Source organism: Paenibacillus wulumuqiensis (assembly GCF_000971965.1).
GTDB classification, from domain to species: Bacteria; Bacillota; Bacilli; order Paenibacillales; family Paenibacillaceae; genus Saccharibacillus; species Saccharibacillus wulumuqiensis.
The window spans coordinates 38,251-65,119 of sequence record NZ_LAQP01000021.1 but is presented as its reverse complement, the minus strand read 5'-3'; the positions used below and the strand labels follow the sequence as shown (position 1 = coordinate 65,119).

Below are 26,869 nucleotides of genomic sequence, written 5' to 3'. Positions count from 1 at the left end.
GCTCCGCTTCCTCCGCGGCCTGCTGCGCAATTTCTGCCTCTCTTTCCTGATACCTTTGCAAATTATACGCTTCCCAGGCTTTGCGCTGTGTCTCATTATCCCAGCGCAGACGGACATCTTCCGGGATCTGGCGATAGGATTGTTCCAGGCTGACTTGTGAGGTCCAGCCGATTGGACTAAAAGGAGTCAGTAGCGCAATACGAGCCTGGGTCATGACTTTGCCTGCCCACCAGCGGCGGTAATGCTGGTCCAGGTCATCCACGCGCCCGGCCCAATCGACGAAGCCATTCGCTACGATATGACCGAGCTGGCTCCAGCTCATTGGGCGATGATTCGAAGATGCGCGGGCCGCGGCATGGTACACCTGACTGGCTGCAGCAGTTACGATTCCCTGACTGCCTCCACCGGAGCGCCGGGCAGGTACGCTGGCATTGACCTGCATCAGGGCACCTGTTACTTTGGCTAGCGGATTGTTGATGCCGAGCAGCACTTTGCTCGTTGTTTTGGCCGGAATGGCGCCTGCCACTTTGGACAATAGTCCGAGCAGGCCATCCGACTTGGCTTTTTGGGCAGGGGGTGTGATTTTGGCCTTGGGAGCTGCCGCGTGAGTTTGTGCTTTTTGCTGCTGCGCGGCTGCCTGGCCCGCCTGGTAAGCCTGAATGCTCATCAGTGGCGGCTCGGGAACGGGTGCCAGATCGGCGACATATACCGGAGCTTTGACTGTTCCCACCTGATGGATGGTTGGCGAATGGATATCCGTATCCCCATCTACGATCATACTGCTTTGGCCGCCCTTGAGGTGGATCGCCCGGGCTGCTTCCAGTGACAGGGTCTGTGCGGCATTTAGCGCTATACTGCCTCCCTGAATCCCTATATTCCCCGGGCTGCTGATCTCGATTCCACTGTCAGGCTGCAGGGATATGGTCATGCTGCCTGATGTGGACAGCCGCAGTTCCTGTCTATCCATTTGCAGCTGATTACCCGCCGGATGGCTCCATACTTTGGTGTCGGGATCATGGATAGCCGCGATCTGCTGGCGCAGCGTACCGGTTACATAGCTGCTGCCTTCCCAGGGCAGCGGAATATACAGTTCGACCTGCTCCCCCTTTTCCGGCATATCGTACCAGCCGGTATGCTTTTCAGCCGCATACGGTGTACTGACGGGAAACCAGATCAGTTCCTTGTTCGTTGCTGCTTGAGGGTGATTGCGATGATACTCCTCGTCGATATCCAGCTTCATCCGAACAAAGTCAGCAGCCACTTCCTGTACAGCTCCGGTTAGCGTGATACCGGTCGTTTGCTCATTCTCATAGCGGTAAAACTGAATCTGTTCCGCTCGCTGCAATTCATAGGCGGTCTGTACTAGCCCATCCTGCAGCCGACTCTTGGCTTCCACGACGATCAGTTCTGCCGATCCTGCACTGGCTGGCATCGTCAGATGGTCACCGAGCGCATAATACTGGAGACTATCGATATAGTAGGATACATAGCCCGGCTGATGGCGAGCAGCAGACACTTCCGGATTTTGCGAACCGGCAGGATATGCCGCTGGACTAAATTGCCCGGATGAGAGGTCTGCAGCTTGCACGGAATCATGGGCAGCTGAATGTGTTGCAGCGGGAGCATCATTATAGGATGAATACGCCGGATTCATCTGTCCAAATGTTTTACGAATCCGGTAAAATGTATCTTCACCAAGCACATGACGCCTGCCTTCCGGCATACCAAAAAATAGTTTTGGTGAGGCAGCGATCGTATCCGGTACGAGCACCGAGCTAAAGCGGGAAGCCAGCCGTTTCAGAAACTGCCAGTCGGTCTCGTCATACTGCAGCACCAGGCTGTCCAATCTGGCGGAATCCGATACGGTATCGATGGCATCCCCATACGTATACTCACGTACAAGCCGGGTAACCAGATCGTCATACGTCTGATCAGCATTCTGAAAAGAACGCCGCTTGCGTTCGATATCCATTTGACCCGACTGGGAGATCGCTTCAAGCTCAAATGTATACACGCTGCGGATACAGTGAATGGTGAACCGGGTAATCACGCCATGGAACAGACGCTGGACGGAATGTCCACCGGCGTCCAACTGACGCAGTACGACAGGCTCACCTTCGAAATCGTGGTGAACCGATGCTGCGCCCTGTTCTTCCGGTATGATACCGGTGACGAACATATAGCCATGCTCATTGATTTTACGGGTAATCGTCAACTCATTCAAGCGCTGCGGATGAATCGGTCCATCCAGCCGCAGACTCTCATAGCCGATTCCCTGATGTAGTAAAGTCACGGGTATGTAGTCTCCTGTCTTAAAAATCTAATTCCTGCCCATCATCCTCAATTCGGATATTGCCTGCATACAGGCATTGATGGGTACAATTGTGCGTCAAGGCCGGCTGCCCTTCGATCAGTACATCCGATTTGCCGTTTAGCCACGGCTGGGTCAGCACAGGGATGCACGGTGCTTTTTTGACTCCGTAGATATCGACTATCTGACTCGCCTGTACGGCTGGATTGAGCGGGCTGGAGCAGTTGCCGAATGACTTGATATTTGTGCCGGGCAGGTAGTCTCCGATATTCATTTGAGCTTTATTTTTGACGTATACTCCATGGCTGAATGGGCGCTTGAGCCGGGTCGGCTGGGTGCCATAACTGCAGCTAAGAATAGCGCCTGCAACGACATAACTCTTTTTGGCTCCACTGCCGGGCTGTACCTGTGCATGGTCCATATCGATCTTCCTTTCATTGTTTTTGGGCTTCTATAGGTATACGCAGCAGTCGAATGCCTGTATACGAACGGCGGAGCAGGCTTTCGGCTGCTGCCAGATTCACATACACATACGGTTCGCGCAGACCGGATATGCGAAATAGAGGCTGATCGATCTTGTCATGATCCAGTACCAGATGCTTTAATGTGCCGTCAGGTCGGAATATCGTCTGCTCTGACAGAGCGTCGATCACAGGCGGCTGCAGCAGCCAGTACAGATGCTGACTGCCACGCCGAATATCCGTCAGCATCACTGCACGCCATCCGGTATCCGGCAGGAATAGTTCCAATAATGACTTGACCCGGCCGGATACGAGTGGTGCCGGAGAATCCAGCAAATCCGGATAGATCGTATTACGTTCTTCCTGAACATGTACAGTCAGCGGAAGCTGTTCCTCGCCTGGTGCCGATATGGCTCCCAGCAGTTCCTGCTGCCGGAGCAGAGACCATGCAGGAGGCTGGATCCGATGGATAATACGCTCATCCGCGAGCAGCTGAAAATATCTCATTGCAGCCTGCCTCCTTTGCCTGCTAGATGATCCCGCATCACTGTTCTGTTCAGCTGATCGGGGGATATTATCGCGCCTGTAAAATCGGTCTGGTCCACTATCGCACCATTTAGCGAAGCTCCCAGCAGATTCGCTCCGACAAAAGATACTCCTGTCAGATCACAATGATCGAGACAGGCTCCGCTCAGATCGACTCCCTGCAGTACAGCATCCTTCATGATCGCTCCGCCAAAATCAGCTTCTCGCAGATCGGCATCGGTAAAATCCGTCTGTTCCAGCACACTGTCCCGGAAACAGGCACGATAGAGAGAGGCTTTTTGCAATGTACTTCCTGACAAATCCGCTCCGGTAAACTGTACACTGTCAAATCCGAGCATTTCCCAATCCAGTTCTGCCAATCCGGCAGCCCCCATCACTCCATCCAGTGTACAGTTTCGCAGCACACAACGGCTGAAATCTGCGCCATGGATCATACTCAGCGCGAGCGTTACCCCATCCAGTGTGCAATTCTGCCATACCGTTCCGACCAGCACACCAAAGCTCAAACGGCAGACCTTCGCATGCACACGCCTGAATGTTGTGTACCGAAAATCCATCTCACTATAGTCACCCAGAGAGAGCTCCGCATCATGAATATCCTGATATCCATACGCATACGGCTGCTTCTCTGCCAGCCATGCATGAAGAGCCGCTGCATTCATTTCATTTCGATCTTCCTTATAAAGGTAAGTATTCTGGTCCAGATACTCTCCTGCCCGAATCTCCAGCTGCAGCGCACGCTGCAATTCCATATACGCTGGCCGGTTCATTGCATGCCGTACCGCCTTGCGCAGTATCATCATCATGACCTGATGAAAATAATCCGCTTCTTCCAGCCTGATCTCATCCAGTTCCAGCTCGCTTATTTTCCAGCCTGCCGAAGCCGCTTCCTGAATAATTCTCTCCAGTAGCTGATGCCAATACTGGAAAATACAGTTTCCTTCATATTCATACTCGACAGGGTTCGGATCCAGTACTCCACGCTCATCCGCCGCCTGAATTAGATAGGCCGGATGTCCATCGAGCAGTCCCGTACGCAGGAGAGAGTAAGTGATGTAATGAATTTCGCCTTTACGTCCTTCCAGCTGCTGCTGTCGGATATGGTTACAGCATCCGATGAAATTACTGCTGATTTCCTCTATCCATCCAGCCTGCCATTCCTGTCTGTTCTGCTCAAGCTGCTGCTGTATGTACAGCCTAGCTTTGCTGCGTATATGCTGCTTTTGTTCTGTAGTCATGCTGTTAAAGAAGTATATGATTGCTCACCTGCTTTGCATTTCGTCATTCTGTCTATGGCTGTCCATCAGTTGGATTTCACCTCTGCGCCTTTCATATCCGCCGTGCCGCTTAGTTCAATATGGCTGCCATTACAATCCAGCGTCAGCGAGCCGCCTGCTGACAGATTCATCGTTTTGCCGGCGGACAGGCTCAGATCACCGCCTGCCGAGATGCTCACCTGCTGATTGCTGACAATTTGAATCCCGTTCTGGTTATCCAGCTTGATAAATACGGCTCCATCCTGTGCACTGACTGTAATCCCATCCGGAGCGAGCTGGATCTCGCGACCATGCGGGGTACGCCAGATTTTCACGCTGGGATCCGACAGTTTGTTATCTCCTGCATTTCTCTTTGCTCTGCGGATGGCTCCGCGTGCATAGGCGTCTTCCTCCCGGCTGCCGGGGAAATAAAGGCTGACCGGGTCCCCTTTTTCCGGCATCACGTACCAGCCAGTATGGTTGCCTGCACTGTACAGCGTAGAATAGGAGAACCAGTGTGCTTTGGATACATCCTGCTGCGGATCACAGTCCAGGTGAATACGCACCTGATCCTGCTGCACATCCAAGACAGTACCGCTTAGCGATGCACCGGCCAAATTTTCCTGATAATAACTTCTCTGCCGCAGCCCTTTATACGTACAGAGTACGTACAGATGGCGGAGCAGCCCACTATGCATGTCCGTGTAGACTTCGGTCACATATAGGCTTTTCCCCTGAAAATGGACATGACCGCCCAGATCAAGCACCTCATCCGTCTCCACTTCATAGACGATAAAATCTCTTTCTTCCAGCGAAGTCCCATCATTCTCCTGAAAATAACGAAAAGGAACCAGCTGCTTGCGCACGGTATACCGGGTATGATCCAGCACTATCGGCTGGTACGTATCCTGGATGCCAAAATAAAACTTGGGCGTATCAAACTGGGCTACCGGCATCAGACTCGTATGATAGCGTGAAGCCAGACGACGCAGGAATTCCCAATCAGTCTCTCGGTACTGGATCGCGATACGCTTCATTGCACCACCGCCTGTCGCACCATCGATCACATCGAGTCCTTCATAATGATGACCGATCTGCTCCAGCAGCTGCGGCAGTGTCATCTCTGTATCCTGAAACGAACGGATACGGCGCTGCACATCCATCCGGTACGTATGCGAGACAGCTTCCACCTCCAGATAATAGACGCCGCGAACAACCTTTATCTCTACCGACAGAGCGATACCGCTGAACAGCGGCTTGATCTCGCCATTGTCCTGCAGCTGGCTCACCTGTATAACCGTGTTGGCTTCGGTGCTGTTAATGTAGCTATCCTGCATTTCTTCGGGAATAATTCCGGTAAAATACAATCGTGTATGCTCGTTGATCTTCTTGCTGAGTGTAAACTGCTCCAGATTCACCAGCGGAAATGGCTGAATCTGCAAATTATGATAATCCAGGCTCATATGTATTCTCCTCTATGGTCAAAAAGCGCAGCGAGCGGATCAGAATCTCCGTCACCGGCTTCCAGTGTTCAATTTCTGCAGCTTCACAATGAAAGGTGCCAATAATCAGCTTGCCCTGGTCATTCACCAGCAGCATTTCGTTATACATCTCGCCATCTATAATAGATACGACAAATCGGATCACAGCTATTGTGAGATGGTCCGTTTTGATCATCTCTACTCCCTGCCAGCTGAGGATCGGCTGTATCCGCCGGATCATCTCGCCCAGCTGCCGGGCTGTCGTCCCCAGTTCCTCCTCTTGGATCTCCATATCAGTGGGACTCCATGTAAAATCCACTATACCCTCGGGTTCCGCGTAGATCACCTGCGGGCGATGCTCCGATGGATACTTGATACGAACTTTCTCAATAGACATCTGCCCAAAATGATCAGGCAGCAGGCATTCCAGTCTCTCGCTTAACAGCTGAACGGCTCTAAAGCGCGTGGGTCTTCCTTTGATATTAATCCGCAGCTCTGCATCTGCTGCAGAAGCAGTGGTTATGGACTGCATACCGGCTTCCTTTTCCGATGATACCGGAAGTCCTTGTCCTGCCGGTTCCGCAGCATCCAACGATTGCTTCGCTGCTCGTCTCCCGTACAGCTGTGAGACAATATACTCATCCATATGTTGCAATGTACACACTTCTCCTTCCCTTCCTTGTATAATTTTATTAAATATGATGTAAAATTCCTATTCTTCTAAAGTCTTAAATGAATAGGTAGTAACGTTACGTGGATACGTATGATTCCATACACCCAGATCATAGTACATATTACAGTATTTATACCTATCGAATACGCTTACTCCTCCATAATCTGGATATTCACATAAGATAAAATAATATCTTACCTGCTTAGGTTTGCGTAAATGTGTAAATATTCTCTATCTTATCTCTTAACTATTGTGCGAACTTTTTATCGATATGTAAGCTATCGTTTGATAACAGAAAAGAGCAGCTATTTGCTGCTCTTTCTGTCTGATATCTGCTATTGTCTGATCCATTTCCCATTCCATGCTATGCTTCTTTGTTACATCTCACTCCATCTATCCCTTTTTCACCAGTGCCTCCCGTAGTGCTTCCACCGTAGTCAGCGGCTCATGACAGACAAAGCCTTCGCAAATATAGGCGGTCGCGCCATCCTGCATGCCCATATCCGCCAGATGCGGCAGCAGTGCACGGGTAGCTTCGCCGTCGGTTCCGGCATTGTTCAGCAGCAACGCCGCGAACGGACGATATGCTTTCTGGGTCTCGGCGATCATTTCCTGGTAGGACAGATCTTCCACTTTGCCAGCCAGCACAATCTCTTCCGTACCGTGCAGCATCTGCATACCCGCCAGCAGCATCATCGCATACCCGGACGGATACTGCTTCACGGTTCCGGCAAAAGCATTGAGCGTACGCTCGGCATAGCCGCGCAGCTCCTCATCCTGGGTAACAGCCGCTAGACGGGCAAGCGTCCAGGCGGCTACCGAGTTGCCGGATGGCATGGCGCCGTCGTACGTTTCTTTGGTCCGGGTGAGCAGCTGTTCACTGTCATTGCCAGCAAAGTAGAATCCGTCATTCTCTTCATCCCAGAAGAGAGCGATCAGCTGATCCTTGAGAATCAACGCCCGCTCTAGCAGCACGGTCTGCCCAGTTGCTTCATACAGTTCCTGCAGTCCCCAGATCAGATAAGCGTAATCATCCAGATAAGCCGGATAGGCGGCATGTCCATCCCGGTAGCGGGCGAGCAGTCGTCCATCTTCGCGGCGCATATGCTGCCAGATAAAGTCCGCTGCCCGCATTGCTGCCTGTGCATATTCCGGCTTCTGCAGACGCTTGCTGCCACGTGCCAGGGCCGCGATCATCATGCCGTTCCAGGAAGTGAGTACTTTGTCATCCTTGGACGGATGGATGCGCTGCTCCCGGTAGTCGAACAGCTTTTGCCGGGCTTCTTCCAGATCGGTCAGCAAAGCCAATTCGTTCAGATCACGCTGCTCGGCAATCTCGGCTGCAGTGAATGGGATCAGATTCGGAATATTTGACCCTTCAAAATTGCCTTCCGGCGTAATATCGTAAATATTGCAGTACTTGTGCATCTCTTCCAGACCGAGCACTTCCTCGATCTCATCCCGGTCAAAGACGTAGAACTTGCCTTCTTCCCCCTCGGAATCGGCATCTTCTGCACAGTAGAATGCCCCTTCCGGTGAAGTCATATCCCGCAGTACATACGTAAAGACCGATTCGGCGATCTGGGCATAGCGTCGCTCATTCGTCAGCTGATACGCATCCAGATACGTAATCGCCAGCAGAGCGTTATCGTACAGCATTTTCTCAAAATGCGGTACCAGCCACTTCTCATCTGTCGAATACCGGGCAAAGCCAAAGCCGATATGGTCATAAATGCCGCCGCGATACATGCTGTCCAGCGTATGCTTGACCATCTCCAGCGCCTGCGGTTCCTGGTAAGTCTGGTAGTAGGCGCTGAGGAACATCAGATTATGCGGCGTCGGGAACTTGGGTGCTGCACCGAACCCGCCATATACCTCATCAAAGGAACTGACGAACGTCTTGTACCCGCGGTGAATAATATCTTCACTGAACTCGCCATGCTGCGTCTCGTTCGCATACAGCATCATGCGCTCGACGATATCATCGCCTGCCTTGACGATCCGGTCACGATCACTGTTCCATTGTTCCCGGATCTGGGTGAGCATATCGATTACACCGATGCGCCCGTACTTGGTCGTTTTCGGGAAATAAGTGCCTGCATAAAATGGCTTTTGCTCGGGTGTGAGCAGCACGGTCAGCGGCCAGCCCCCCTGTCCGGTCAGTGCCTGACAGTAAGCCATATACAGATTGTCGATATCCGGACGTTCCTCCCGGTCGACCTTGATCGGAACAAAGTACTCATTCAGAACAGCTGCTACCTCTTCATCTTCAAAGCTCTCGCGCTCCATGACGTGACACCAATGACATGTGGATGTAATCCTCCGCTAGGAATAACCTACAGACAGAAACACCGGCTTGCCCTCCCGTTTGGCTTTGGTGAACGCTTCGGTCCCCCAGGCCATCCAGTCGACCGGATTGTGGGCGTGCTGCAGCAAGTACGGAGACTTTTCATGGATCAGGCTGTTCGTATGTTGATGGTTACCTTCGATAAATTCGCGCATGATTGATTCCTCCTTGGGTTTGTTATTGATAATATAACCGAATATGAGAGGAAAGAAAAAAGAACCGTCTATAAAAGACGGTTCTCTTTCTGGTATGCCATCCTCTTCTAGTGATCCAGGAACACCAGCTGAATAAAGAACAATACCGCAAAAATATAAAAGATCGGATGAACTTCTTTGCCTTTGCCGCGAAGCAGCTTGAGCAGCGGATAGAAAATAAATCCGAATCCGATCCCTGTCGCAATACTGTGGGTCAACGGCACCAGGATGATGATCAGGAAAGCTGGAAAAGCTTCTTCGAGATCTTTCCAGTTGATTTTGCTGATCACGCTAATCATGAAGTAACCGACAATAATCAGTGCCGGTGAAGTGATCGCCGGGATACCGGAAATAACACTTACGATCGGGGAGAAGAACAATGTGAGCGCCAGCAATATGCTAACTACGATCGCTGTCAGTCCGGTTCTTCCTCCTGCAGCAACACCTGTACTCGACTCAATATATGCCGAGGTCGGACTTGTTCCGAGCAGAGAGCCAGCCGTCGTTCCCACTGCATCTGCGAGCAGTGCGCCGCGGGAACGCGGGAATTTCCCGTCTTTGTTAAGCAGTCCTGCCTGCTCTGCCACGCCAAGCATTGTCCCTGTCGTATCAAACAGAGTGATCAGCAGGAAGGTAAAGATAATCGTGTACAGCCCACTTGAAAATACACCTGCCAGATCCAGCTGGAACGCCGTTGTTGCCAGACCATGCGGCATTGCCACAATCGATGCCGGCAGCTGGAACAGTCCGAGAATCCAGGCCAGAATCGTAGTTACGACCATACCGATAAACAGATACCCTTTGACATTATAGGCCATCAGTACAACCGTAATCAGCAATCCGATAATCGTCAGATACGTCATTGGTGACGCCAGATTACCGATCGTGATCAAGTTGGATTCCGAAGCGATAATCACACCGGAATTCTGCAGACCTACCGTCGTAATAAATAATCCAATACCTGCTGTAATCGCATGCTTCAGACTCGCAGGAATCGCATCCAGCAGCATATAACGGAAAGAAGTGACCGATAAAACAATAAACAAAAGCCCTGCAATAAATACCGCTCCCAGAGCAACCTGCCAGGTCACTCCGTATCCACTCACCACACTATATGCAAAAAACGCATTAAGCCCCATACCGGGTGCCAAAACGATCGGATAATTCGACCATAATCCCATGATCAGGGTCGCCACAATACTTGCCAGTATGGTAGCAATAAATACTCCGTTAAAATCCATCCCTGTGCTGCTCAATATGCCAGGGTTAACGATCACAATATAAACCATCGTGAAAAAGGTAGTGAGCCCCGCAATAATTTCAGTTGAAACGGTCGTGCCTCTTTCTTTGAGCTTGAACCAGTTGTCCATGTAAAGCCAGCCTCCACGCCATCGGTTATTCATAAACGCCAAAAATCCTAATTCTTTTATTAAGAACGCAATTTTCGCGCTGCTGTATTGGTCATTAGGATTCAATAAGAGCAGTGTATGAATAAAATCAAGGCATCTATTTATTATTTTTAACCCGATTCACCTTTCGAATTTTAATGAATTTAACATGCTTTGTCAACGAAAATTGTATCTTTACTTCATTATTCACGAACTATTCATCTGACACATTCATTATTCATTCGTTTTTTATGCATGAGAGATGGGAATATGATCCACCACAATTCAACACGGCGACGCTGTATGCAGGGCACTATGGCAAGCAGAATCACAGACTTTGATAGAATGATAAATCGTATTTGCAAACGGAATATGCGTCTGATACTGGGTATCTTGGTTAATCATTCTTCAACCGAGCATATCCGGCTGCAGGCATCGTACCATCCAAAGATGCTGTATATATCCAAATAATTATTTTGCAGCACTCCTGCATCGGATGATGGTTCCCCTGGCAATAACCGACCAAATCAGGCATTTCTTCTAGCAGTACAAACAAAGCGGCAGGTTATGCTATATGACCCTGTTTGGCAGTACAAAGGCTGACTTCAGCCAGAAAAGCAAGAAAGTATGATCGAAAGCAGTCTACTTTATTTTTTTATGAGTTTGAAACATTCAACAAACTGCTGTTCACATGGCATACGAATTACATAGGCGGGGGCTGGAATGCACCCTTCTGAAACTACCATGATTTACCACACGTCCTTTCGCTTTTGCAGGCTACAGATCATCCTGGGCTGCAAGTGTCAGCGCGCCGACTTCGATGCTGCAGGAAGCGCAGATATGCCAGAAAATGCAAGACATGCGTAAGGGAATCATTCATTTGCTCGAATGTCATATCTTTTAAATATGGGGTAACCCGGGAGTTTGTCCCGTATGAGCCCAAAAGAATGGAGATGAACACATGTCGGTAAAAAGAGAAGATGTTGAGAAGATTATTGAAGCCATTGGCGGCAAGGATAACATCGAAGTCGCTACGCATTGTGTCACACGGCTTCGTTTCTCGCTGCTCGATGAAAGCAAGGTCAACAAACAGGCGCTGGATGATAACGAGCTGGCCAAAGGCCATTTCTCCACACAAGGGCAATTCCAGGTCATTATAGGGCCGGGTATTGTGGACAAGGCTTATGAAGAATTGATAGCGATTACCGGAGGCCAGCGTGCCAGCAAGGAAGATGTCAAAGCCGCAGCCATCAAGCATAAAAGTCCTATCCAGCAATTTATCAAAACCCTGTCCGATATATTCATTCCCCTGCTGCCTGCACTCGTCACCGCAGGTCTGCTGCTCGGGATCAACAATTTGCTCACCGGGCCAGATATTTTCTATAAAGGGCAATCTCTTGTTGAAGTGTTTCCGCAGTGGGCGGACTTTGCAGCGATCGTCTATACGATTGCCAGTACGGCCTTCACCTTCCTGCCTGCACTGGTCGGATGGTCGGCAGCGACGAGGTTTGGCGGCAGTCCGCTGCTCGGCGTCCTGCTCGGTCTGATTCTGGTCAACCCTTCCCTGCTCAGCGCATACGATTATGCCAAAGCCTATAATGCAGGAACCGTACCCACCTGGAATCTGTTCGGTTTTCATGTAAATGCCGTCGGTTATCAGGGACAGGTCCTGCCGATGCTCGTCGCCGCCTACGTATTGGTCGTGATCGAGAAATGGCTCAATCGAAAGGTACCCGATTCGTTGAAGCTGCTGGTCGTAGCGCCTGTCGCTCTGCTTGTCACCGGATTTCTCGCTTTTGTCATTATCGGTCCGGTTACCTTTACGGTCGGTAATTGGCTCACTGCCGGCGTGGTGTGGGTTTTCTCCACGGTTCCATGGCTCGGTGGTCTGCTGTATGGCGGTCTGTATGCCCCGCTCGTTATTACCGGGATGCATCATACGTTCCTCGCGGTCGATCTGCAGCTGATCAACTCGACCGGTGGTACATTCCTGTGGCCGATGCTGGCGCTCTCCAATATTGCGCAGGGTTCCGCAGCACTGGCGATGATGTTCGTAATCCGCTCACAAAAGATGAAAAGCCTTTCTGCCACGACTTCGATTACGGCATTTCTCGGCGTAACCGAACCGGCGGTATTTGGTGTCAATGTTCGTTTTAGATATCCGTTGTTTATGGGTATGCTCGGTTCGGCGATCGGCGGCATATTGCTGACGATGAACAATGTCAGAGCATTTGCTGTCGGTGTCGGCGGATTGCCCGGATTCCTGGCTATTGATGTAGGCAACTGGGGTACGTTCTTTATCGGTATGGCGATATGTCTTGTTGTTCCTTTTGCCGGTACACTGCTCTGCCGCAAGCTGATTATACGCAAGCAGGAAGCCGCTGGAGAGTCTGTGGAAGAGGATATTGCCGATGATGATGTGAGAAAGGTTGAGAACGGTCGCAGTCCGATGAAGGATTCCGATCAGGTACCTGCTTCTGGCTCTTCCGCATCGGCCAACGATGTGGATGTACTGGAACTGCTGGCTCCCATCTCGGGTAAAGCGGTTACGCTGGATAATGTTCCTGACCCGGCCTTTGCCGAAAAACAAATGGGTGAAGGTATTGCGATCGAACCAACAGATGGCAAGGTATATGCTCCATTCGACGGTACTGTAGCCCATGTCATCGACAAGAGCAAACATGCTGTTATTCTGGAACATGCCAGCGGTGTGCAGATCCTCGTTCATATCGGTATTGATACGGTAGGTTTGAAAGGCGAAGGATTCAAAGCCCATGTCGCTACCGGTGATACCGTGACCAAAGGACAACTGCTGCTGGAGTTCAATATGGAGACGATCAAGGCAGCCGGTTATCCGACGATCTCCCCGATCATTGTACCGGTCGGTCAGGATATGATCGAACGTATTGAAGAGATTCCCGGTTCTGCCGAAGCCGGCAAAACACCGGTCATCCGGATTCATCTGACCAAAGCGCATGTGTAACTCATCCGTGGATTACCGAATTTAATAGTATGTACCGTATCGTCTGCTGTTCGGCTCATTGCTGGCAGCAGGCGTTTTTTGCGGTTTCAGTCTTTTGATTTTTTCGATAAATTGTCTTCTCCCAGTCTTCGATCTGAAGCACGGACACCGGGGAACCTGGCATGATACTCGCCTTCAGGAAGATGACATCCACTCTGCGGAATATGAATTTGGCAAAGTCGATTAGAGACCGGTTATCCTCATGGCTGGTTACCTCGGTCACATGGCAGGCTGCTCCTCCTTCATTTGTCCGAATATCCTGTAGCAGCTGGGCCGCTTGCTGGATCGGATGCTGTAGGATTTTTTTTCGGAAATCAGGCAGATGGATATGATATTGTTCGGTTCTACTGAAAAGCGACGTAAAAAAGCGAAATTAGCTAATTGGGTGGAAACCTTGCTTTGCTGCTCGTGAGGTCAACTATTGCGGCGCTGTGAGGAGATGCGCTTCGGAAAGAGATTCTACCACTTCCTCCGGTTAAAAAGGGAGATCTTGAACAACCGCCTGCAGCGGTCGATCTCCCTTTTTAAATGTCGGGCGTTGGTAGAATTCTCTTTCCTGCGCTCTGTGCAGGAAGCTGCTTTGAGGGATCTAACCTTTGTGAGGCAAATAAGTCGGCTTATCTCTTTTGACAGACGTATACCATGTGTTCGCTGGTGGCAGACAGTGGTGTCTTGCGCCAATCTTCATAACGATGCAGAACTTCGAATCCATGCTGATTGAGCATTCTTTCCAGCTCCTGTGGTTTTACTTAAAATACCCTCTGGCAAAGATCAGATTATCGTTATAATCGATGTATATTCCCTCCAGATTGGATCGGGATACATAGAAATTCTGGTAATAATACAGCGGCAGGATAACCATTTGATCAATTAGCATTTTTTCCGCTTTGCGATACAACTGATTGCGGATTTTCTCATTGTCTGTCTGACGGGCTTTTTGGAGATAGCTATCATAGGTTTTACTATGCCAGCCTGAATTATTTTCAGGGCTATCTGTAGTGAAATAATTCAAAAAAGCAGCAGGATCATTGTAATCTCCGCTCCAACCTTCCCGATACAGTTGAAAATCACGGCTGCTGCGGATAGTAATATAATCATTTAGAGGATAAACTACATATTTAGCGGAAATCCCCAGATTGCGCTGCCAATCGCGAATAATCGAGTTAGCTACATCGGTATGTGTTTTGCCTTCATTCAGCGTTATGATTACGGTAGGCAGTTTGTCCATTCCTTCTTCAGCCAATCCCTGCTTTAACAACGTACGGGCTTTGTTGAAGTTTTCTTTGAAATACTTCTGATCGTTAACTTCGGAGCGGAACTCCTGATCCACACCCTGAATGCCCGGCGCCACAAAGCCAAAAGCAGGCTTGCCGATCTGTGAACGTTGGATTGTCATTGCCAGCGCCTGACGTATTTTCAGGTTATTAAAAGGCTTTCTGTCAAAATTGAATTGATAGTAATATGTCGATCGAAGATCATACGGATGAAAATCCTGATGAGAGTAAAGTGAACCATACAGATCCAAATAATCATAATTGCCACCAAACCAGTCAACTTGCTGATTGGTATAAGCTTTCAGCGGGTTACTCGTTACGAGAAACCGGACTTCTGTAAAATGAATGGAGTTTACATCATAATGATAAGGATTCTTTATCAGTACAGCACTTTGATTCGTATGCTCTTGGAGCATAAAAGGGCCATTCGATATCAGTGCGTCTGGCGCATAAGCCCGATCAGGATCAGTCTTGGCAGCTGAGGAATAGACCGGCGCGTAGACAGGCTCTGCCAGTTGTTTGAGAAAATACGATGTTTTCTTTTTTAACTTGATCTGCAGTGTAGAATTATTGATTGCTTTCACGCCAACCTTATTGAAATCTTTGATTTTGCCTGTACGATAGGATTCTGCATTGACAAGCTCATACATAAGAATGTCATAGTTATTCGGCGTATCAGGCTTAAGAGCCAGCTGCCATCCATATTCGAAATCTGCTGCCGTCACGGGTTCATTATTGCTCCATCGGGCATCCTGACGCAGGGTGAAAGTATAGGTCCGCCCATCTTCCGATACTACCCACGACTCAGCCATTCCCGGCACTACATTGCCCTGGCGATCCAGTTGTACAAGTCCTTCAAACAGAGCTTGGACCATCGTCTTGCTTATGCCGCTCATTGCCTCGGATGGTCGATAGGAATCTGGCAAACTCTTTACGCCCATGCGAAAAGTTTGTTTGTTTTCCACTGCAGCAGCCGTCTGCCCCCCGTAAACTGCTGTAAGCCCTGCTGTAATTACAAATACCATAATTGCTGCTATAATTCTTCTTAACATTGGTCCCCTCCGGCGTATGTAATAGGTGCTACTTCTATTGCGGGTGTTATTCACTTAGCAATCCTTTTTAGATCATAGTATCAAACATCTTAAAAAGGGAAAAATAAACAAAATTACCGTTTGCTTATGCATCAGGATCGCGAATGCTAAAAATCCCCTTCTTTCCGCTTATTTATACTATGCTCCATCCGACAACTATATTCATACAACAATACGCAGAAGTCCGGTCCCGGCATTTCTGCGTATCTATTTCTCTAATGATATCCATCTATTTTATAGCAATCTCCCTGCCCTACGAGATAAAACAACTTGGCGACCAGCTGGCTGGATTATTTGCTGTCCGGCATGTGATAGACTTCCTCGCCTCTTCTCAGGTAATAAACGATATCGTCGATAATCTTTTCTGCATGCATCTGGCTGTATTTTCCGTAGACCTGTCCGTTGATCCGGACAATACAAGGAGAATGTGAGATATCCACCGTCGCTTCCTTCAATTCCACAATAGACATCTTGTCTTGCGAGCAAACAAACATTCGAATCTCCTCCCGGCGGGTATCTGCCTGTTAGTTTATTATGATTTCCATTATAAGGTATAAATTATTAAATAATACATGAATTTATCAATCATTATATAAAGCGATTAATAAAGTGTTCCTATTTATTCATAATTTCTTTGGCTGCACTATATCAGTACCCTCCGTATCCGCATTGCTAACACGAATAACCACATTACCCTTTTTATGACCTTGTTCCACGTAGCGGTGGGCATCCGGTACTTCATCCAGCGTGTAATAACGGTCAATGACCGGCCAGATCTCTCCCGCTTCTGCGCGTTCTCGAATATAGATAAGGTCGTCTCTTGTAGTACGGATCATGCCCTGCCCATCTACCGTTATATACGTGCCACCCGGCACAAGAGCTGGAACTGCCTGCTTCTCCGATAATTTCCCTACTGCATCGAAAATAATATCGTATCGTTCCGGCTGTTCCTGGAAAACGGTTTTTGTATAATCAATGACCTTGGACGCTCCCATGGACTGGACCATCTGCAGATTGTTCGGACCGCATACGCCGGTGACGACCGCTCCGTAATGAGCCGCCAGCTGAACGGCCGTGGAACCGACGGCGCCCGATGCGCCATAGATTAATATGCGCTGGCCGGGTTGAATGCGTGCCCGCCGCAGGAAGCATAGCGCGGATGTGCCGCTGTATGGCAGAGCAGCCGCCTGCTCATAGGCCATCCCCTTGGGCATCCGGGTAATCTGGGCACTCTCGGGCAGGCGTATATATTCGGCATGGGCACCGAAGCGCATTCCGGTAAGCGCAAATACACGATCTCCCCGCTGGAACTGGGTGACTTCACTGCCGCAGTCCACCACCTGTCCGGCCAGCTCTACGCCAAGCACCGGATTGCGGGGCTTGCGTATACCGAGCACCAATCGCATAGGTATCCACAGCAGGAGTGGACTCTGGAACTGGCGTACCCGTATATCACCTGCAGATACGGTTGTGGCGTGGATCTGGACAATAATATCCTTCTTACCGGGAACAGGGGTATCCATCTGGGCTATTTCCAGGAAATCTGCCGAACCATAACGGGTACATATAACTGCTCTCATTATTAGCCTCCAACTTATATTTATTTATATTCGTACTGCCATGGTAAAATGTCTCCACAATCGGTATGCTAATGATCAGAAACCACTTTCTACTTTCTTGTAAAAAAGGAGCTAATCATGAATCCAAAACTGCTCAAAGTACTCAAGAAACTGTACAAGCATCCCAATTATACCTATGATGCGGATCGGCGGATCAGTCTCTACCGGACAGACACACTATCCTCCGACGAACAGGAACTGATACTGCAGTATCACTGGGAAGCCAATGCACTGGATACATTTACTCATGACAGCATCCATAAACGCCTGATATCGCTGCAAACCCTTCCTGTACTTTCCTGGGAATCGGCTGCTGCCGCCTTTATCGCCGGTGTAGGCGGCAGCTTCCCGCGCGGCATCTCTTCCCTCGAGAGCTACCACCGGATGATTCACGCCGCTGCGCACCCTTACGAACAGGCTGACAAGTTTATTTGCTGCGGCGTATGCGGATTCAGTGCCCATTCAGCCGGCTGGAAGAATCTATCGTATTTGCGCTATGTGCTTCATCTGGGCAATGCGTATGGCAGTGATTCGATTGGAGCGCTGGTTGATCTGACCGAGCTGGCAGAGATGATGAATGAGCAGCCTGTGCGACCTTCTGCTGAAGATATTGCGGTATTCCGCAGCCTTTTGCAAGTATTGGATGAAGCACCTGCAAATGAGACACCCGGTCAGCTGGAGAAACGGCTCACTGCAATGAAGCTGGTCAAAGGCACTGCCGGTATCCGGCGCGGCATTCTGCAATCGCTGGCTACCGTCGGCATTCTGCCCAATGTGATTGTAGAGCTGTATCCGGATCGCTGGACAAACAAGGAGATTATCATGAATGGAGAACTACAGCTCAGCAATACCCGTGGACGCTCGGATATGCAGATGCCCTGGGCCGGCTGGCAGGGCGAACTGGGACTGGATCACAATAAGTTGCAGCAAATTTTCGGACGCTGGATATAGTCACACGCCATAGTAAAAGCCACAAAGAATCCTGACTCTGATGCAAGATCCTTGTGGCTTTTGTAGATATGTTGGTCCGGATACGCGAATGGGATAAATAAATAGTAAGATAGTTTATTTCTTTTATTCCCGTAAATTATTAAGCTGTATACATACCATCTTGCATTCAACGAGGATGGGCACTTGATACAGGAGATGATCGCACAGGACAAAGCAGATAACTACCTATTCCCACCATCAACAATGAAAAGAGGTCTCTTCCATGAATACATACTGCCAGAGTGTTTTTGATCAAATGGATATGGCGATCGAATCCATGGTTCAACTCATCCGCATACTGGATGAACAGGATCTGCATATTCGGCCGACTCCCGGCAAAATGTCCATCGGCGAGCTGATCGCCCATATCGCCGTATTGTGCAAAGCGGACTTCCTGATTGGCGCAGGGGTTTCGGAGGAAGAGATTGATCGGTTCTATGAGCAGGCCGAACCGGCTATGCAGCCGACAGCACTGGAAACGGCTCTGCTGGAAAATTACGATTTCCTGCGAAAAGGCATTGCTGCGCTGGATGATGTCGAATTGATGCGCAGAACGACCGCTTTCTGGGGAGGTATCCATACCCGTTTTGAATGGCTGCTGGATACGCAGGCCCATCTGTATCACCATCGTGGACAGCTCCATGCCATGATGGTACATGTAATGAAGATCGAGCCGGGTGTACGTTTATTCGAATAATCGCCAGCTTCTTCCGGGTCAGCGGGAACCTTACGGAAGACAGCGAGGCAAACTGGCAGAATGAAGAATTCCTTACAGACAGGGGCGGATGGCATGAAAGAAAACTGGGAACATTCGGGCTTGGCTGCAGGCCTTACACAGCCGGAGATCGAACAGATGATAGCGGCCGCTTTTCCGGATCAGAAGCTGCTGCAAGCCGAGCGTACAGGCACAGGTCTGAGCAGCGGAACATATAAAATCCATCTGGAACATACAGACACCCCCTACTTGCTGCGCATCTCTGCCGGTGGCGCTGCTACCGCGCAGATGGAGCAGGCGATTGCAGCCAAGGTCGAAGCTTCAGTTCCTGTCGCCCGGTATATCCGTCTGGATACCAGCGGTACTGTATCCCCGCATGCGTGGTCGATCCTGGAATGGAAAGAAGGCATTCTGCTGCGGGATATGTTGCAGTCTGCCGGAGAACAACAGATTGCCGAAGCGGCGGCAGCGGTAGGAACCGCGCTGGCTCGTATACATGAATATTCATTTGAGGAACATGGATTCTTCGCGCCTGATCTGAGTATTGCTGATCCGTTTGTCATGGGAGCGGATGGGTTCCTTTCGTTTATTGAAGAAAGCCTGCAGCCGGATCAGTCCGGACAGTGGCTGGACAAGCCGGTACAGGAGGCACTGTGGGACTTTTGTCTGCTTCACTCTCCTCTGCTGTCTGGCTTAACCGAGCTACCGCTGCTCGTTCATTCGGATTTTAACGGTCTGAATCTGCTACTGACGACCGACTCGGCAGGTATAAAGGTCTCCGCTGTGCTTGACTGGGAATTTACGTTCTCGGGCAGCCGGTATGTGGATATTGGCAATATGCTCCGGTATGAGCAGGAACAGTCGTTGTATGAGCAGCATTTTATACAGGCTTATCGTCAGGCAGGCGGACAGCTGGATGACCAGTGGCGGCTGTTATCCAGATTGCAGGAGCTGATTGCGCTGCTGGATATGCTGAACCGTTCTACCGCAGAGATGCCTGTTCGGATTGCCGATTTGCAGCGGCTTATTGCGCGTACGATTATATTGCCCACGTTATGATGTTAATATTAGGAATTGTGAATTTGTCGGATCATTCTTTTGAAATATATGGAAAAAGGGTACAATGAAATGAATCTACCTATAGAGAGGAAGGCCAACACGCTATGGAACATAAATCTGCTTATAATCTTGTTATTGTTGGATATGGCGGCATGGGAAGCTACCATGGGCAGTTGATCGAGAAAACGGAGCGGCTGAACGTATCAGGAGTATATGATACCGCCGATTACCGTATGGATCTAGCCAAAAGCAAGGGATATCAGACGTATGACAGTATGGAAGCGGTATTATCCGATGACAATGTGGATATCGTGCTGATCGCCACGCCCAATGATGTGCACAAGGATCTGGCGATTGACGCGCTGCGTGCAGGCAAGCATGTTATCTGTGAGAAACCGGTCACCATTCACAGTGCCGATCTGCTGGACATTATCAAAGTTGCCGAGGAGACAGGCCGTGTCTTTATGGTCCATCAGAATCGCCGCTGGGATGAAGACTTCCTCATTGTGCGCGAACTCGTCCAAAATCACAAGATTGGCCATGTATTCCATGTAGAATCCCGCGTACAGGGAGCAAACGGCATCCCGGGTGACTGGCGTCAACTCAAAGCTTACGGCGGCGGTATGCTGCTCGACTGGGGCGTGCATCTGCTCGATCAGCTGCTGCTGCTGACCGACAGCAAAATCGATAGTGTCTCCTCTCATCTGAGTACCATTCTGGATACCGAAGTGGATGATGGGTTCACTGCCTTTATCCGGTTCAAGGACGGCCTTACGGCACTGGTTGAAGTAGGTACGACCAACTATGTCAAGCTGCCGCGCTGGTATGTGAAGGGTACGGAAGGAACTGCGGTTATTCGCGACTGGGATCTGAGCGGTGAAGTGGTACGCAACAATCCGGACGTCGACAAAGTGGAACCCAAGCCGATTCAGGCAGGACGCGGGTTAACCAAGACGATGGCTCCTCCTTCGGAAGAATCGACGATCCGCAGTTCGATTGAACGAGCCAAAAACATTCCCGAGGAATTCTACAACAACTTTGTTGCCGTGCTTGAAGGCACAGCCAAACCGGCTGTTCCCAATGAAGAAGTACACCGGGTGCTGGTACTGATCGAGACCTTATTCGAGGCAGCAGAGCAGAACCAGATCATCCACCGCGAGATCTGATCCATCTTCCTCCCAGCTATTCATCAGGGCTGTGGCAGAGGCTGATCCAGTCAGCAGCTGGCGCAGCCTTTTTGTCATGGAAATATGGATTCGCCGCTGTGTTGAATCGCCAGGCTGTACATACTATACTGTAAGGCAATGTGTCATCAAGCCTGAAAAGAAAGGAAATCGCCATGATCCCACAAATCGGAGATATTTATTGTGTCTATTCGCAGCAGCTGCAGCAGTATACGGCCTGTCAGGTGACCGACTATCAGGAAGATGAATCCGGAGGCGGCGGGCTGCTCGCTGCCGTGCTCACCCTGGACTGGACCGGGCAGGAGCTGCCTCATAACGATCAGCTGCACCGGATGCAGCCGCTTGTATGCAATTATTTTTTCTGGAAAGACAAGCTGGATCACAGCTATGTGAATGCCCTTGTGCCTCCAGGCTATATCTACGTCGGCAATATTTCGCCGCTCACCACGAGCAAAACAAACAGTTATGGCGGCGGCTGGAGTAACGGGGACAGTGTCTATCGCCAGCGGCAATGGGAGCAGATTGACCCTGTACGGCGTCGGGAATTCAAAGAGGCTGCCGACGATTACAGTGAAGTGCAGATTGGTCATGCCTCTCTTCCCCGCCGCACACACCGGCTGGATGTGAAAATGCTGTCCGGACTGGAAGACTGGTCGGAGCTACGCAGGCTGCCCTGTCTGACCGAGATTCATACCGACCGCTATGATGAGAATCTGCTCGCCTATCTGCGCAGCAATCCATTTCTGATCAAACTGTCCCTGTCCGGAGAATGTCCTGCTGTAATGGATCTCTCGGGAACCCATATTACGGATCTGAGTCTGAATGTTGACGGGGTAGAGCAGCTGATTACCGGCGAACAAACCACGCAGCTGCATCTATCAGGATCTGCAGCAGCTCCATGGACCATTCAGACACCAGACCAGGGACGCGGAATGACTCTGTCGGTTGGTCATCCCGGACTGCTGTTCAGCTTCCAGGGACTGCAGCGGCTGCATAGTCTGTATGTATACCAGATTCAGGAGCTGGATATGCAGGAGCTGATCCAGCGGTTTCCCCGGCTGCATCAACTGCGGCTCTGGGGCAAGCCGGGACTCATCAGCCGGATGAACACACTCACCCGGCTAAGCAATCTGCATGGGCTCAGTACGCATGATCTGTTCGGATTTACCGGTGAGGAATTTCCTTCACCGGAGCAGATGCCCCATCTATCCTCGCTGTGGCTTAGCAGTCTTCCTGCCGATGCCGCGAAAAGCATCAAAAAAGCATACAAATCCCGGATTCCACTCGGACTGGATCTGTCTGTCACCAAGCCCCGCAACCCGCAGTGGCTGGAGGAGAATCTGCATAATCCTTTTCGGGACTGGGACGGCCGGGAACATATTACCACGGCCCATGCGCGCAAAGCGGCCCAGCTTTACAAGAAGATGCTGTCTGCAATCCGCAAGCTGGACACACAGGCTGCGGAACAAGATATTGTAGAGCAGCTCGCCGCGCTGGTCACCGAGTATACGGAAGCTTTTAACAAAATGGATAAGCGCAAATCATTTATTGATACGATTGAACGTGAGGAAATCTATGCGGTACTGGAGCAGCTGCTGGATCAGGCAGAACTGCGATACGAGCAACAGAAAAAGCCGCTCCCCGTAGATCGGGAGCAGCTGTATTCACTGTTTGACGAATTACGTGATTTTTAAAAGATGGATTCGAATACGGTAAGTCGATTGGGTAGACAGACTGCAGGTCCGCCGAAATCAGATAGAGGATCAAGGAAGCGGCTGGTATCAGCCGCTTTTTGCAGTTACCTCCTCCGGATCATAAATCATGCTGTCCGGGAGCAGCTGATGAAGCTGCTCGGCAACTGTGCTCTTGCCTGTACCAAAAGCACCATTGATCATAATTATCATGGATATTCCTTCTTTCTGCATATATGGATTTGCAGTATTTATCTATTTTATATATTCTCTATGCAGCTACAGATTATGCAGTGTCTGTCCAGTTCCGGACTGTTCTGTTCACATATATAGAGATGCTGTCTCGTCCATTGCCGGGTTGTTCCATCCTACGGTACATAGTCATCGGTTTGGCCGAATGCTGCTCGGCCTTCTATCCGCCACCTATCTGCTATGCTGTCAGGAACAGAGCGATGGATACAAAGCTGTAAACCTTTACACACAAACGCCAAAATGTGTTTTAATAAGACTATTATTGATTACATTAGATGTAAAGGAGTGTCAACCCATGCAAATATCCTACTTTCTGCTGCCCAAAGAGCAGGTCGCCTATATAACTTCCTCTATATCAATGATGGAGGCCATGGAAGATCTGGAGCGCCATCATTACACGGCAATCCCGATCATCGATGATGAGGGTAAATACGTGGGCACCCTGTCCGAGGGCGATCTGCTCTGGAAACTAAAAAATTCGTTCAATCTGAACTTTGAAGCGATGCGCGATATTCCGATCGCCCATCTGCAGCGGCGTGTACATAATGAGAGCGTAGAAATCACTGCCAATATGGAGGATATGCTCACGCTGGCCGCGGATCAGAACTTCGTACCGGTCGTCGACAGCCAGGGAATCTTCCTCGGCATTATTCGCCGCAAGGACATCATCGCTTATTATACCGATAATATTACCGATTAATACACAGGCGCCTTTCCTTTTTGAAAAGGGATATTAACCGAACCTTCGCATCATGCCTGTTCATTATACAGAAGCTCTGCTCTGCAGCAGGGCTTCTTGTTATATGCAGAGAACAATACTATAGCGTATATAGAACTTGAATATATAGATAATTTGAATGTATAAAAGATGAATATGCCAAACTTGAAGATGCAGAACAGGAACTTCGCCCACACCATAATATCGACACAAAAGGAAGATGACCATGTCCATAAAAATACTGATTGCCGATGATGAAGTCAGCATTCGCAACTCAATTGCCTATGCGCTGAAGCGGGAACACTTCACTGTGGAGACCGCTGTAGATGGCCGGGATGCACTCGCACGAGTCACTACGTTCAAACCGGATGTACTGGTACTGGATGTGATGATGCCCGGCATGGATGGCTATGAAGTATGTAGGCAGCTGGATCATCGCAAAGGACTCGGCATTCTGCTGCTCACCGCCAAGTCGGATATCGTGGATAAAGTGATCGGGCTAGAGCTTGGAGCCGATGATTTTGTGTCCAAGCCGTTCGATATTCGTGAATTGATCGCACGGATCAAGGCACTGGCCCGCCGGGTGGAACGTGAGAGTGCTCCCGCTTGGCCGGATACACCGCAGCGGCTCGGCACTGTGGAAGTGCAGCCTTCCAGCCGCCGCGCTGCAGCCGGACAGCAGCAGCTGGAACTGACTCCCAAGGAATTCGATCTGCTGGCTCTGCTCATTACACATCCGAGCCGTGTATACACCCGGGAAGAACTATTGGAGCTCGTCTGGGGAATCGACTTTCCCGGAGAGACACGGACGGTGGATATTCATATCCAGCGGCTGCGCAAAAAGCTCGGTGAGCACCAGGCCATCCTGCAGACCGTGTACGGAATCGGCTACAAGGCGGAATCGGTCTGATGGCCGGGTCGTCTCCTTCTCCGCAGCTGCCGGGTTCCAGAGCAGATCATGATCGTATGCCCCCCGCTAACGATGCAGAGGCTGCATCTGCAGGGGATACGCGGCTATATCGTCGTCAGGGGCTCAGTCTGCGCTGGAAGTTCCCGCTGTTTCTCGGCGCCCTGCTTGTTTTTACCATCGTCATACTTAGTACGCTCGTTCTATCCGGAATCCGGGCCAATCAGCGTGAGCAGACAGAGTACCAGCTGCAGGATCAGAGCCGGAATATGGAGATGCGCATCCGGCAGGAATATCTGACCGGGGCGCGTCTGACACCCGAGCAATTTATGCAGCGCCGCGGTTCGGAACTGGCTGTTGATCTCGGTCTGTCCGGCAATATGCGTGTGATTGTCTATGATGCGCAGGGACAGCTGGTTGGGGACTCCCAACCGCTTGCCCGCCGAACGGATACAAGCTCTGCCCTACCGTATGCGCTTCAGGGCAAGACGGCTTATATTACCCAGGGCTCCTCCATCCTCTATCTGGCTCCGGTGCAGGGACCGGATGGGCTGCTTGGCGCGGTGCAGCTGCATCTGTCGATTGCACAGCAGCAGGATTTTTACCATAATACACTGCTGCTCTGTATGCGGACAGGTGCGGTTGTACTGCTGGTGAGCTTTGTGATCGGCTGGTTCTATATCCGGCGGCAGACATCGGACATTCACAAGCTGATGGCAGAGTCCCGTTCAATTGCTGGCGGCCAGTATCCGAATGAGCAGCAGAGCCTGCTGCGACGCAGGGATGAACTTGGACAGCTCGGGGACGGGATTGTGCATATGGGCGGGATGATCCGCCGCAGCATCCAGGAGCTGCAGAGCGAGAAGCAGCAGCTGGAGCAGGCAGTCACCCGGCTGAGCGAACTTGAACAGCTGCAAAAGGCATTTATCGGCAATATCAGTCATGAGCTGAAGACGCCGGCCACTTCCATTCAGGCCTATGCGGATCTGCTGGAGATGTACGGGGATGATCCCCAGCTGGTGCACGAAGCAAGCGCCAGCATCTCATCGGAGATCCGGCGGCTGATCAGTCTGATCGAGGACTCCATCCGGCTCTCGCTGCTGGACAAGTATGATTTTGAAATGAGTACCGAGGCGCTGCAGCTGAATGATGTGCTGCAGGAGGCTATCGAACGAACCTGCGGCAAAGCCGCTGCCGCAGGTCTGCAATTGACTGCTGAACCGATTATCACCGAAGTGCAAGCGGATCATGGGCATCTGATGCATATCCTGCTGAATCTGCTGGACAATGCGGTCAAGTACAATTTACCGGAACAGGGCTGGATTCACATTGCTCCGCTGGATGATCATGCTCATCTGACCGCTCCGGCTTCTTCTACCCCTCCGTCTTCATCTCCAATGAATAAGATACGAGTAGCGATCAGCAATTCGGGACCGCTGATCCCGGAGGAAAAGTGGGAAGCCGTATTTGAGCCGTATACAACGCTCAGCAGCGACCGCTCCCGCACAGGCAGCGGCACCGGGCTGGGACTGCCTCTCGCCCGCCGACTGGCGGAACGAATGGGCGGACGATTGTATATTCATGCTTCGGGTTCGCAGGGCAACCGGATCATTCTGGAACTTCCGCGCACATGAAAAAAGCCGTTCCGGCAAAAGCGGAAGCGACTTGGGGATATACCGGGAACCAAGCT

The 26,869-nt window shown here is 50.4% G+C and carries 19 protein-coding genes and 2 pseudogenes; 9 read left to right on the top strand and 12 right to left on the bottom strand.

Going from position 1 to position 26,869, the window contains the following annotated elements; genetic code table 11:
* From WH45_RS21770 to WH45_RS21735, 8 genes and pseudogenes are all read right to left on the bottom strand, one after another.
* The coding region (locus WH45_RS21770) for a contractile injection system protein, VgrG/Pvc8 family (protein ID WP_046216525.1) at positions 1-2,293 on the bottom strand (2,293 nt) is incomplete at its 3' end.
* Between the two features lie 19 nt (positions 2,294-2,312).
* The gene (locus WH45_RS21765; RefSeq protein WP_046216524.1) at positions 2,313-2,732 is read right to left on the bottom strand and encodes a DUF4280 domain-containing protein; all 420 of its coding nucleotides are present in this window, start codon (positions 2,730-2,732) and stop codon (positions 2,313-2,315) included.
* A gap of 13 nt (positions 2,733-2,745) precedes the next feature.
* Complete coding sequence (locus tag WH45_RS21760; protein WP_046216523.1) at positions 2,746-3,279, bottom strand: hypothetical protein; 534 nt, start codon at positions 3,277-3,279, stop codon at positions 2,746-2,748.
* Positions 3,276-4,556, bottom strand: a complete 1,281-nt coding sequence (locus WH45_RS21755; RefSeq protein WP_052723913.1) for a pentapeptide repeat-containing protein — start codon at positions 4,554-4,556, stop codon at positions 3,276-3,278. Before WH45_RS21755 ends, WH45_RS21760 begins: the two co-directional genes overlap by 4 nt.
* Before the next feature lie 65 nt (positions 4,557-4,621).
* Positions 4,622-6,037: a phage baseplate assembly protein V gene (locus WH45_RS21750; RefSeq protein WP_046216522.1), complete on the bottom strand. Its 1,416-nt coding sequence runs from the start codon at positions 6,035-6,037 to the stop codon at positions 4,622-4,624.
* Positions 6,018-6,701, bottom strand: a complete 684-nt coding sequence (locus tag WH45_RS21745; protein ID WP_235338451.1) for a hypothetical protein — start codon at positions 6,699-6,701, stop codon at positions 6,018-6,020. The genes WH45_RS21750 and WH45_RS21745 overlap by 20 nt, the downstream gene beginning before the upstream one ends.
* Before the next feature lie 420 nt (positions 6,702-7,121).
* Positions 7,122-9,230 (bottom strand): annotated as a pseudogene (locus tag WH45_RS21740) (thioredoxin domain-containing protein).
* 107 nt (positions 9,231-9,337) lie between these two features.
* Entirely contained in the window at positions 9,338-10,639 is a 1,302-nt protein-coding gene (locus tag WH45_RS21735) for an NCS2 family permease (RefSeq protein WP_046216520.1), read from the bottom strand.
* A gap of 979 nt (positions 10,640-11,618) precedes the next feature.
* On the opposite strand from WH45_RS21735, the gene treP reads away from it, so the two are divergent.
* Positions 11,619-13,640, top strand: a complete 2,022-nt coding sequence (gene treP, locus WH45_RS21730; RefSeq protein ID WP_046216519.1) for a PTS system trehalose-specific EIIBC component — start codon at positions 11,619-11,621, stop codon at positions 13,638-13,640.
* A 784-nt stretch (positions 13,641-14,424) separates the two neighbouring features.
* On the opposite strand, the gene WH45_RS21720 is transcribed toward treP, so the two are convergent.
* The 3 genes from WH45_RS21720 to WH45_RS21710 all read right to left on the bottom strand — a co-directional run bounded on the left by WH45_RS21720 (position 14,425) and on the right by WH45_RS21710 (position 17,624).
* Entirely contained in the window at positions 14,425-16,005 is a 1,581-nt protein-coding gene (locus WH45_RS21720) for a peptide ABC transporter substrate-binding protein (protein WP_082097042.1), read from the bottom strand.
* 329 nt (positions 16,006-16,334) lie between these two features.
* Positions 16,335-16,538 (bottom strand): hypothetical protein, encoded by a 204-nt coding sequence (locus WH45_RS21715; protein ID WP_046216516.1) that lies wholly within the window; start codon positions 16,536-16,538, stop codon positions 16,335-16,337.
* Positions 16,539-16,667: 129 nt separating this feature from the next.
* Entirely contained in the window at positions 16,668-17,624 is a 957-nt protein-coding gene (locus WH45_RS21710) for an NAD(P)-dependent alcohol dehydrogenase (protein WP_046216515.1), read from the bottom strand.
* 117 nt (positions 17,625-17,741) lie between these two features.
* Between WH45_RS21710 and WH45_RS21705 the strand changes: the two genes are divergently transcribed.
* From WH45_RS21705 to WH45_RS21685, 5 genes are all read left to right on the top strand, one after another.
* Positions 17,742-18,614 (top strand): hypothetical protein, encoded by an 873-nt coding sequence (locus tag WH45_RS21705; protein WP_046216514.1) that lies wholly within the window; start codon positions 17,742-17,744, stop codon positions 18,612-18,614.
* A 262-nt stretch (positions 18,615-18,876) separates the two neighbouring features.
* Entirely contained in the window at positions 18,877-19,350 is a 474-nt protein-coding gene (locus WH45_RS21700; RefSeq protein WP_046216513.1) for a DinB family protein, read from the top strand.
* 93 nt (positions 19,351-19,443) lie between these two features.
* Positions 19,444-20,427 carry a phosphotransferase family protein gene (locus tag WH45_RS21695; protein ID WP_046216512.1) on the top strand — a complete coding sequence of 328 codons (984 nt, stop codon included), beginning with the start codon at positions 19,444-19,446 and terminating at the stop codon, positions 20,425-20,427.
* A 104-nt stretch (positions 20,428-20,531) separates the two neighbouring features.
* The gene (locus WH45_RS21690; RefSeq protein ID WP_046216511.1) at positions 20,532-21,593 is read left to right on the top strand and encodes a Gfo/Idh/MocA family protein; all 1,062 of its coding nucleotides are present in this window, start codon (positions 20,532-20,534) and stop codon (positions 21,591-21,593) included.
* Between the two features lie 173 nt (positions 21,594-21,766).
* The gene (locus WH45_RS21685) at positions 21,767-23,305 is read left to right on the top strand and encodes a hypothetical protein (protein WP_046216510.1); all 1,539 of its coding nucleotides are present in this window, start codon (positions 21,767-21,769) and stop codon (positions 23,303-23,305) included.
* Between the two features lie 105 nt (positions 23,306-23,410).
* Here the strand turns inward: WH45_RS21685 and WH45_RS24005 are convergent.
* Positions 23,411-23,515: pseudogene (locus tag WH45_RS24005) on the bottom strand (AAA family ATPase); the annotation flags it as partial.
* A gap of 334 nt (positions 23,516-23,849) precedes the next feature.
* Here WH45_RS24005 and WH45_RS21680 point away from each other — a divergent pair.
* The 3 genes from WH45_RS21680 to WH45_RS21670 all read left to right on the top strand — a co-directional run bounded on the left by WH45_RS21680 (position 23,850) and on the right by WH45_RS21670 (position 26,813).
* Entirely contained in the window at positions 23,850-24,254 is a 405-nt protein-coding gene (locus WH45_RS21680) for a CBS domain-containing protein (RefSeq protein WP_046216509.1), read from the top strand.
* A 244-nt stretch (positions 24,255-24,498) separates the two neighbouring features.
* Positions 24,499-25,182: a response regulator transcription factor gene (locus WH45_RS21675; RefSeq protein ID WP_046216508.1), complete on the top strand. Its 684-nt coding sequence runs from the start codon at positions 24,499-24,501 to the stop codon at positions 25,180-25,182.
* Entirely contained in the window at positions 25,182-26,813 is a 1,632-nt protein-coding gene (locus tag WH45_RS21670) for a sensor histidine kinase (RefSeq protein ID WP_235338449.1), read from the top strand. Before WH45_RS21675 ends, WH45_RS21670 begins: the two co-directional genes overlap by 1 nt.
* Positions 26,814-26,869: the final 56 nt, after the last annotated feature.

What these genes read in the sequence shown, in the direction of transcription:
- WH45_RS21765 (WP_046216524.1), bottom strand. Translation starts at nt 2,732, where the DNA reads ATGGACCATGCACAGGTACAGCCCGGCAGTGGAGCCAAAAAGAGTTAT.
- WH45_RS21760 (WP_046216523.1), bottom strand. Translation starts at nt 3,279, where the DNA reads ATGAGATATTTTCAGCTGCTCGCGGATGAGCGTATTATCCATCGGATC.
- WH45_RS21755 (WP_052723913.1), bottom strand. Translation starts at nt 4,556, where the DNA reads ATGACTACAGAACAAAAGCAGCATATACGCAGCAAAGCTAGGCTGTAC.
- WH45_RS21750 (WP_046216522.1), bottom strand. Translation starts at nt 6,037, where the DNA reads ATGAGCCTGGATTATCATAATTTGCAGATTCAGCCATTTCCGCTGGTG.
- WH45_RS21745 (WP_235338451.1), bottom strand. Translation starts at nt 6,701, where the DNA reads ATGGATGAGTATATTGTCTCACAGCTGTACGGGAGACGAGCAGCGAAG.
- WH45_RS21735 (WP_046216520.1), bottom strand. Translation starts at nt 10,639, where the DNA reads ATGGACAACTGGTTCAAGCTCAAAGAAAGAGGCACGACCGTTTCAACT.
- treP (WP_046216519.1), top strand. Translation starts at nt 11,619, where the DNA reads ATGTCGGTAAAAAGAGAAGATGTTGAGAAGATTATTGAAGCCATTGGC.
- WH45_RS21720 (WP_082097042.1), bottom strand. Translation starts at nt 16,005, where the DNA reads ATGTTAAGAAGAATTATAGCAGCAATTATGGTATTTGTAATTACAGCA.
- WH45_RS21715 (WP_046216516.1), bottom strand. Translation starts at nt 16,538, where the DNA reads ATGTTTGTTTGCTCGCAAGACAAGATGTCTATTGTGGAATTGAAGGAA.
- WH45_RS21710 (WP_046216515.1), bottom strand. Translation starts at nt 17,624, where the DNA reads ATGAGAGCAGTTATATGTACCCGTTATGGTTCGGCAGATTTCCTGGAA.
- WH45_RS21705 (WP_046216514.1), top strand. Translation starts at nt 17,742, where the DNA reads ATGAATCCAAAACTGCTCAAAGTACTCAAGAAACTGTACAAGCATCCC.
- WH45_RS21700 (WP_046216513.1), top strand. Translation starts at nt 18,877, where the DNA reads ATGAATACATACTGCCAGAGTGTTTTTGATCAAATGGATATGGCGATC.
- WH45_RS21695 (WP_046216512.1), top strand. Translation starts at nt 19,444, where the DNA reads ATGAAAGAAAACTGGGAACATTCGGGCTTGGCTGCAGGCCTTACACAG.
- WH45_RS21690 (WP_046216511.1), top strand. Translation starts at nt 20,532, where the DNA reads ATGGAACATAAATCTGCTTATAATCTTGTTATTGTTGGATATGGCGGC.
- WH45_RS21685 (WP_046216510.1), top strand. Translation starts at nt 21,767, where the DNA reads ATGATCCCACAAATCGGAGATATTTATTGTGTCTATTCGCAGCAGCTG.
- WH45_RS21680 (WP_046216509.1), top strand. Translation starts at nt 23,850, where the DNA reads ATGCAAATATCCTACTTTCTGCTGCCCAAAGAGCAGGTCGCCTATATA.
- WH45_RS21675 (WP_046216508.1), top strand. Translation starts at nt 24,499, where the DNA reads ATGTCCATAAAAATACTGATTGCCGATGATGAAGTCAGCATTCGCAAC.
- WH45_RS21670 (WP_235338449.1), top strand. Translation starts at nt 25,182, where the DNA reads ATGGCCGGGTCGTCTCCTTCTCCGCAGCTGCCGGGTTCCAGAGCAGAT.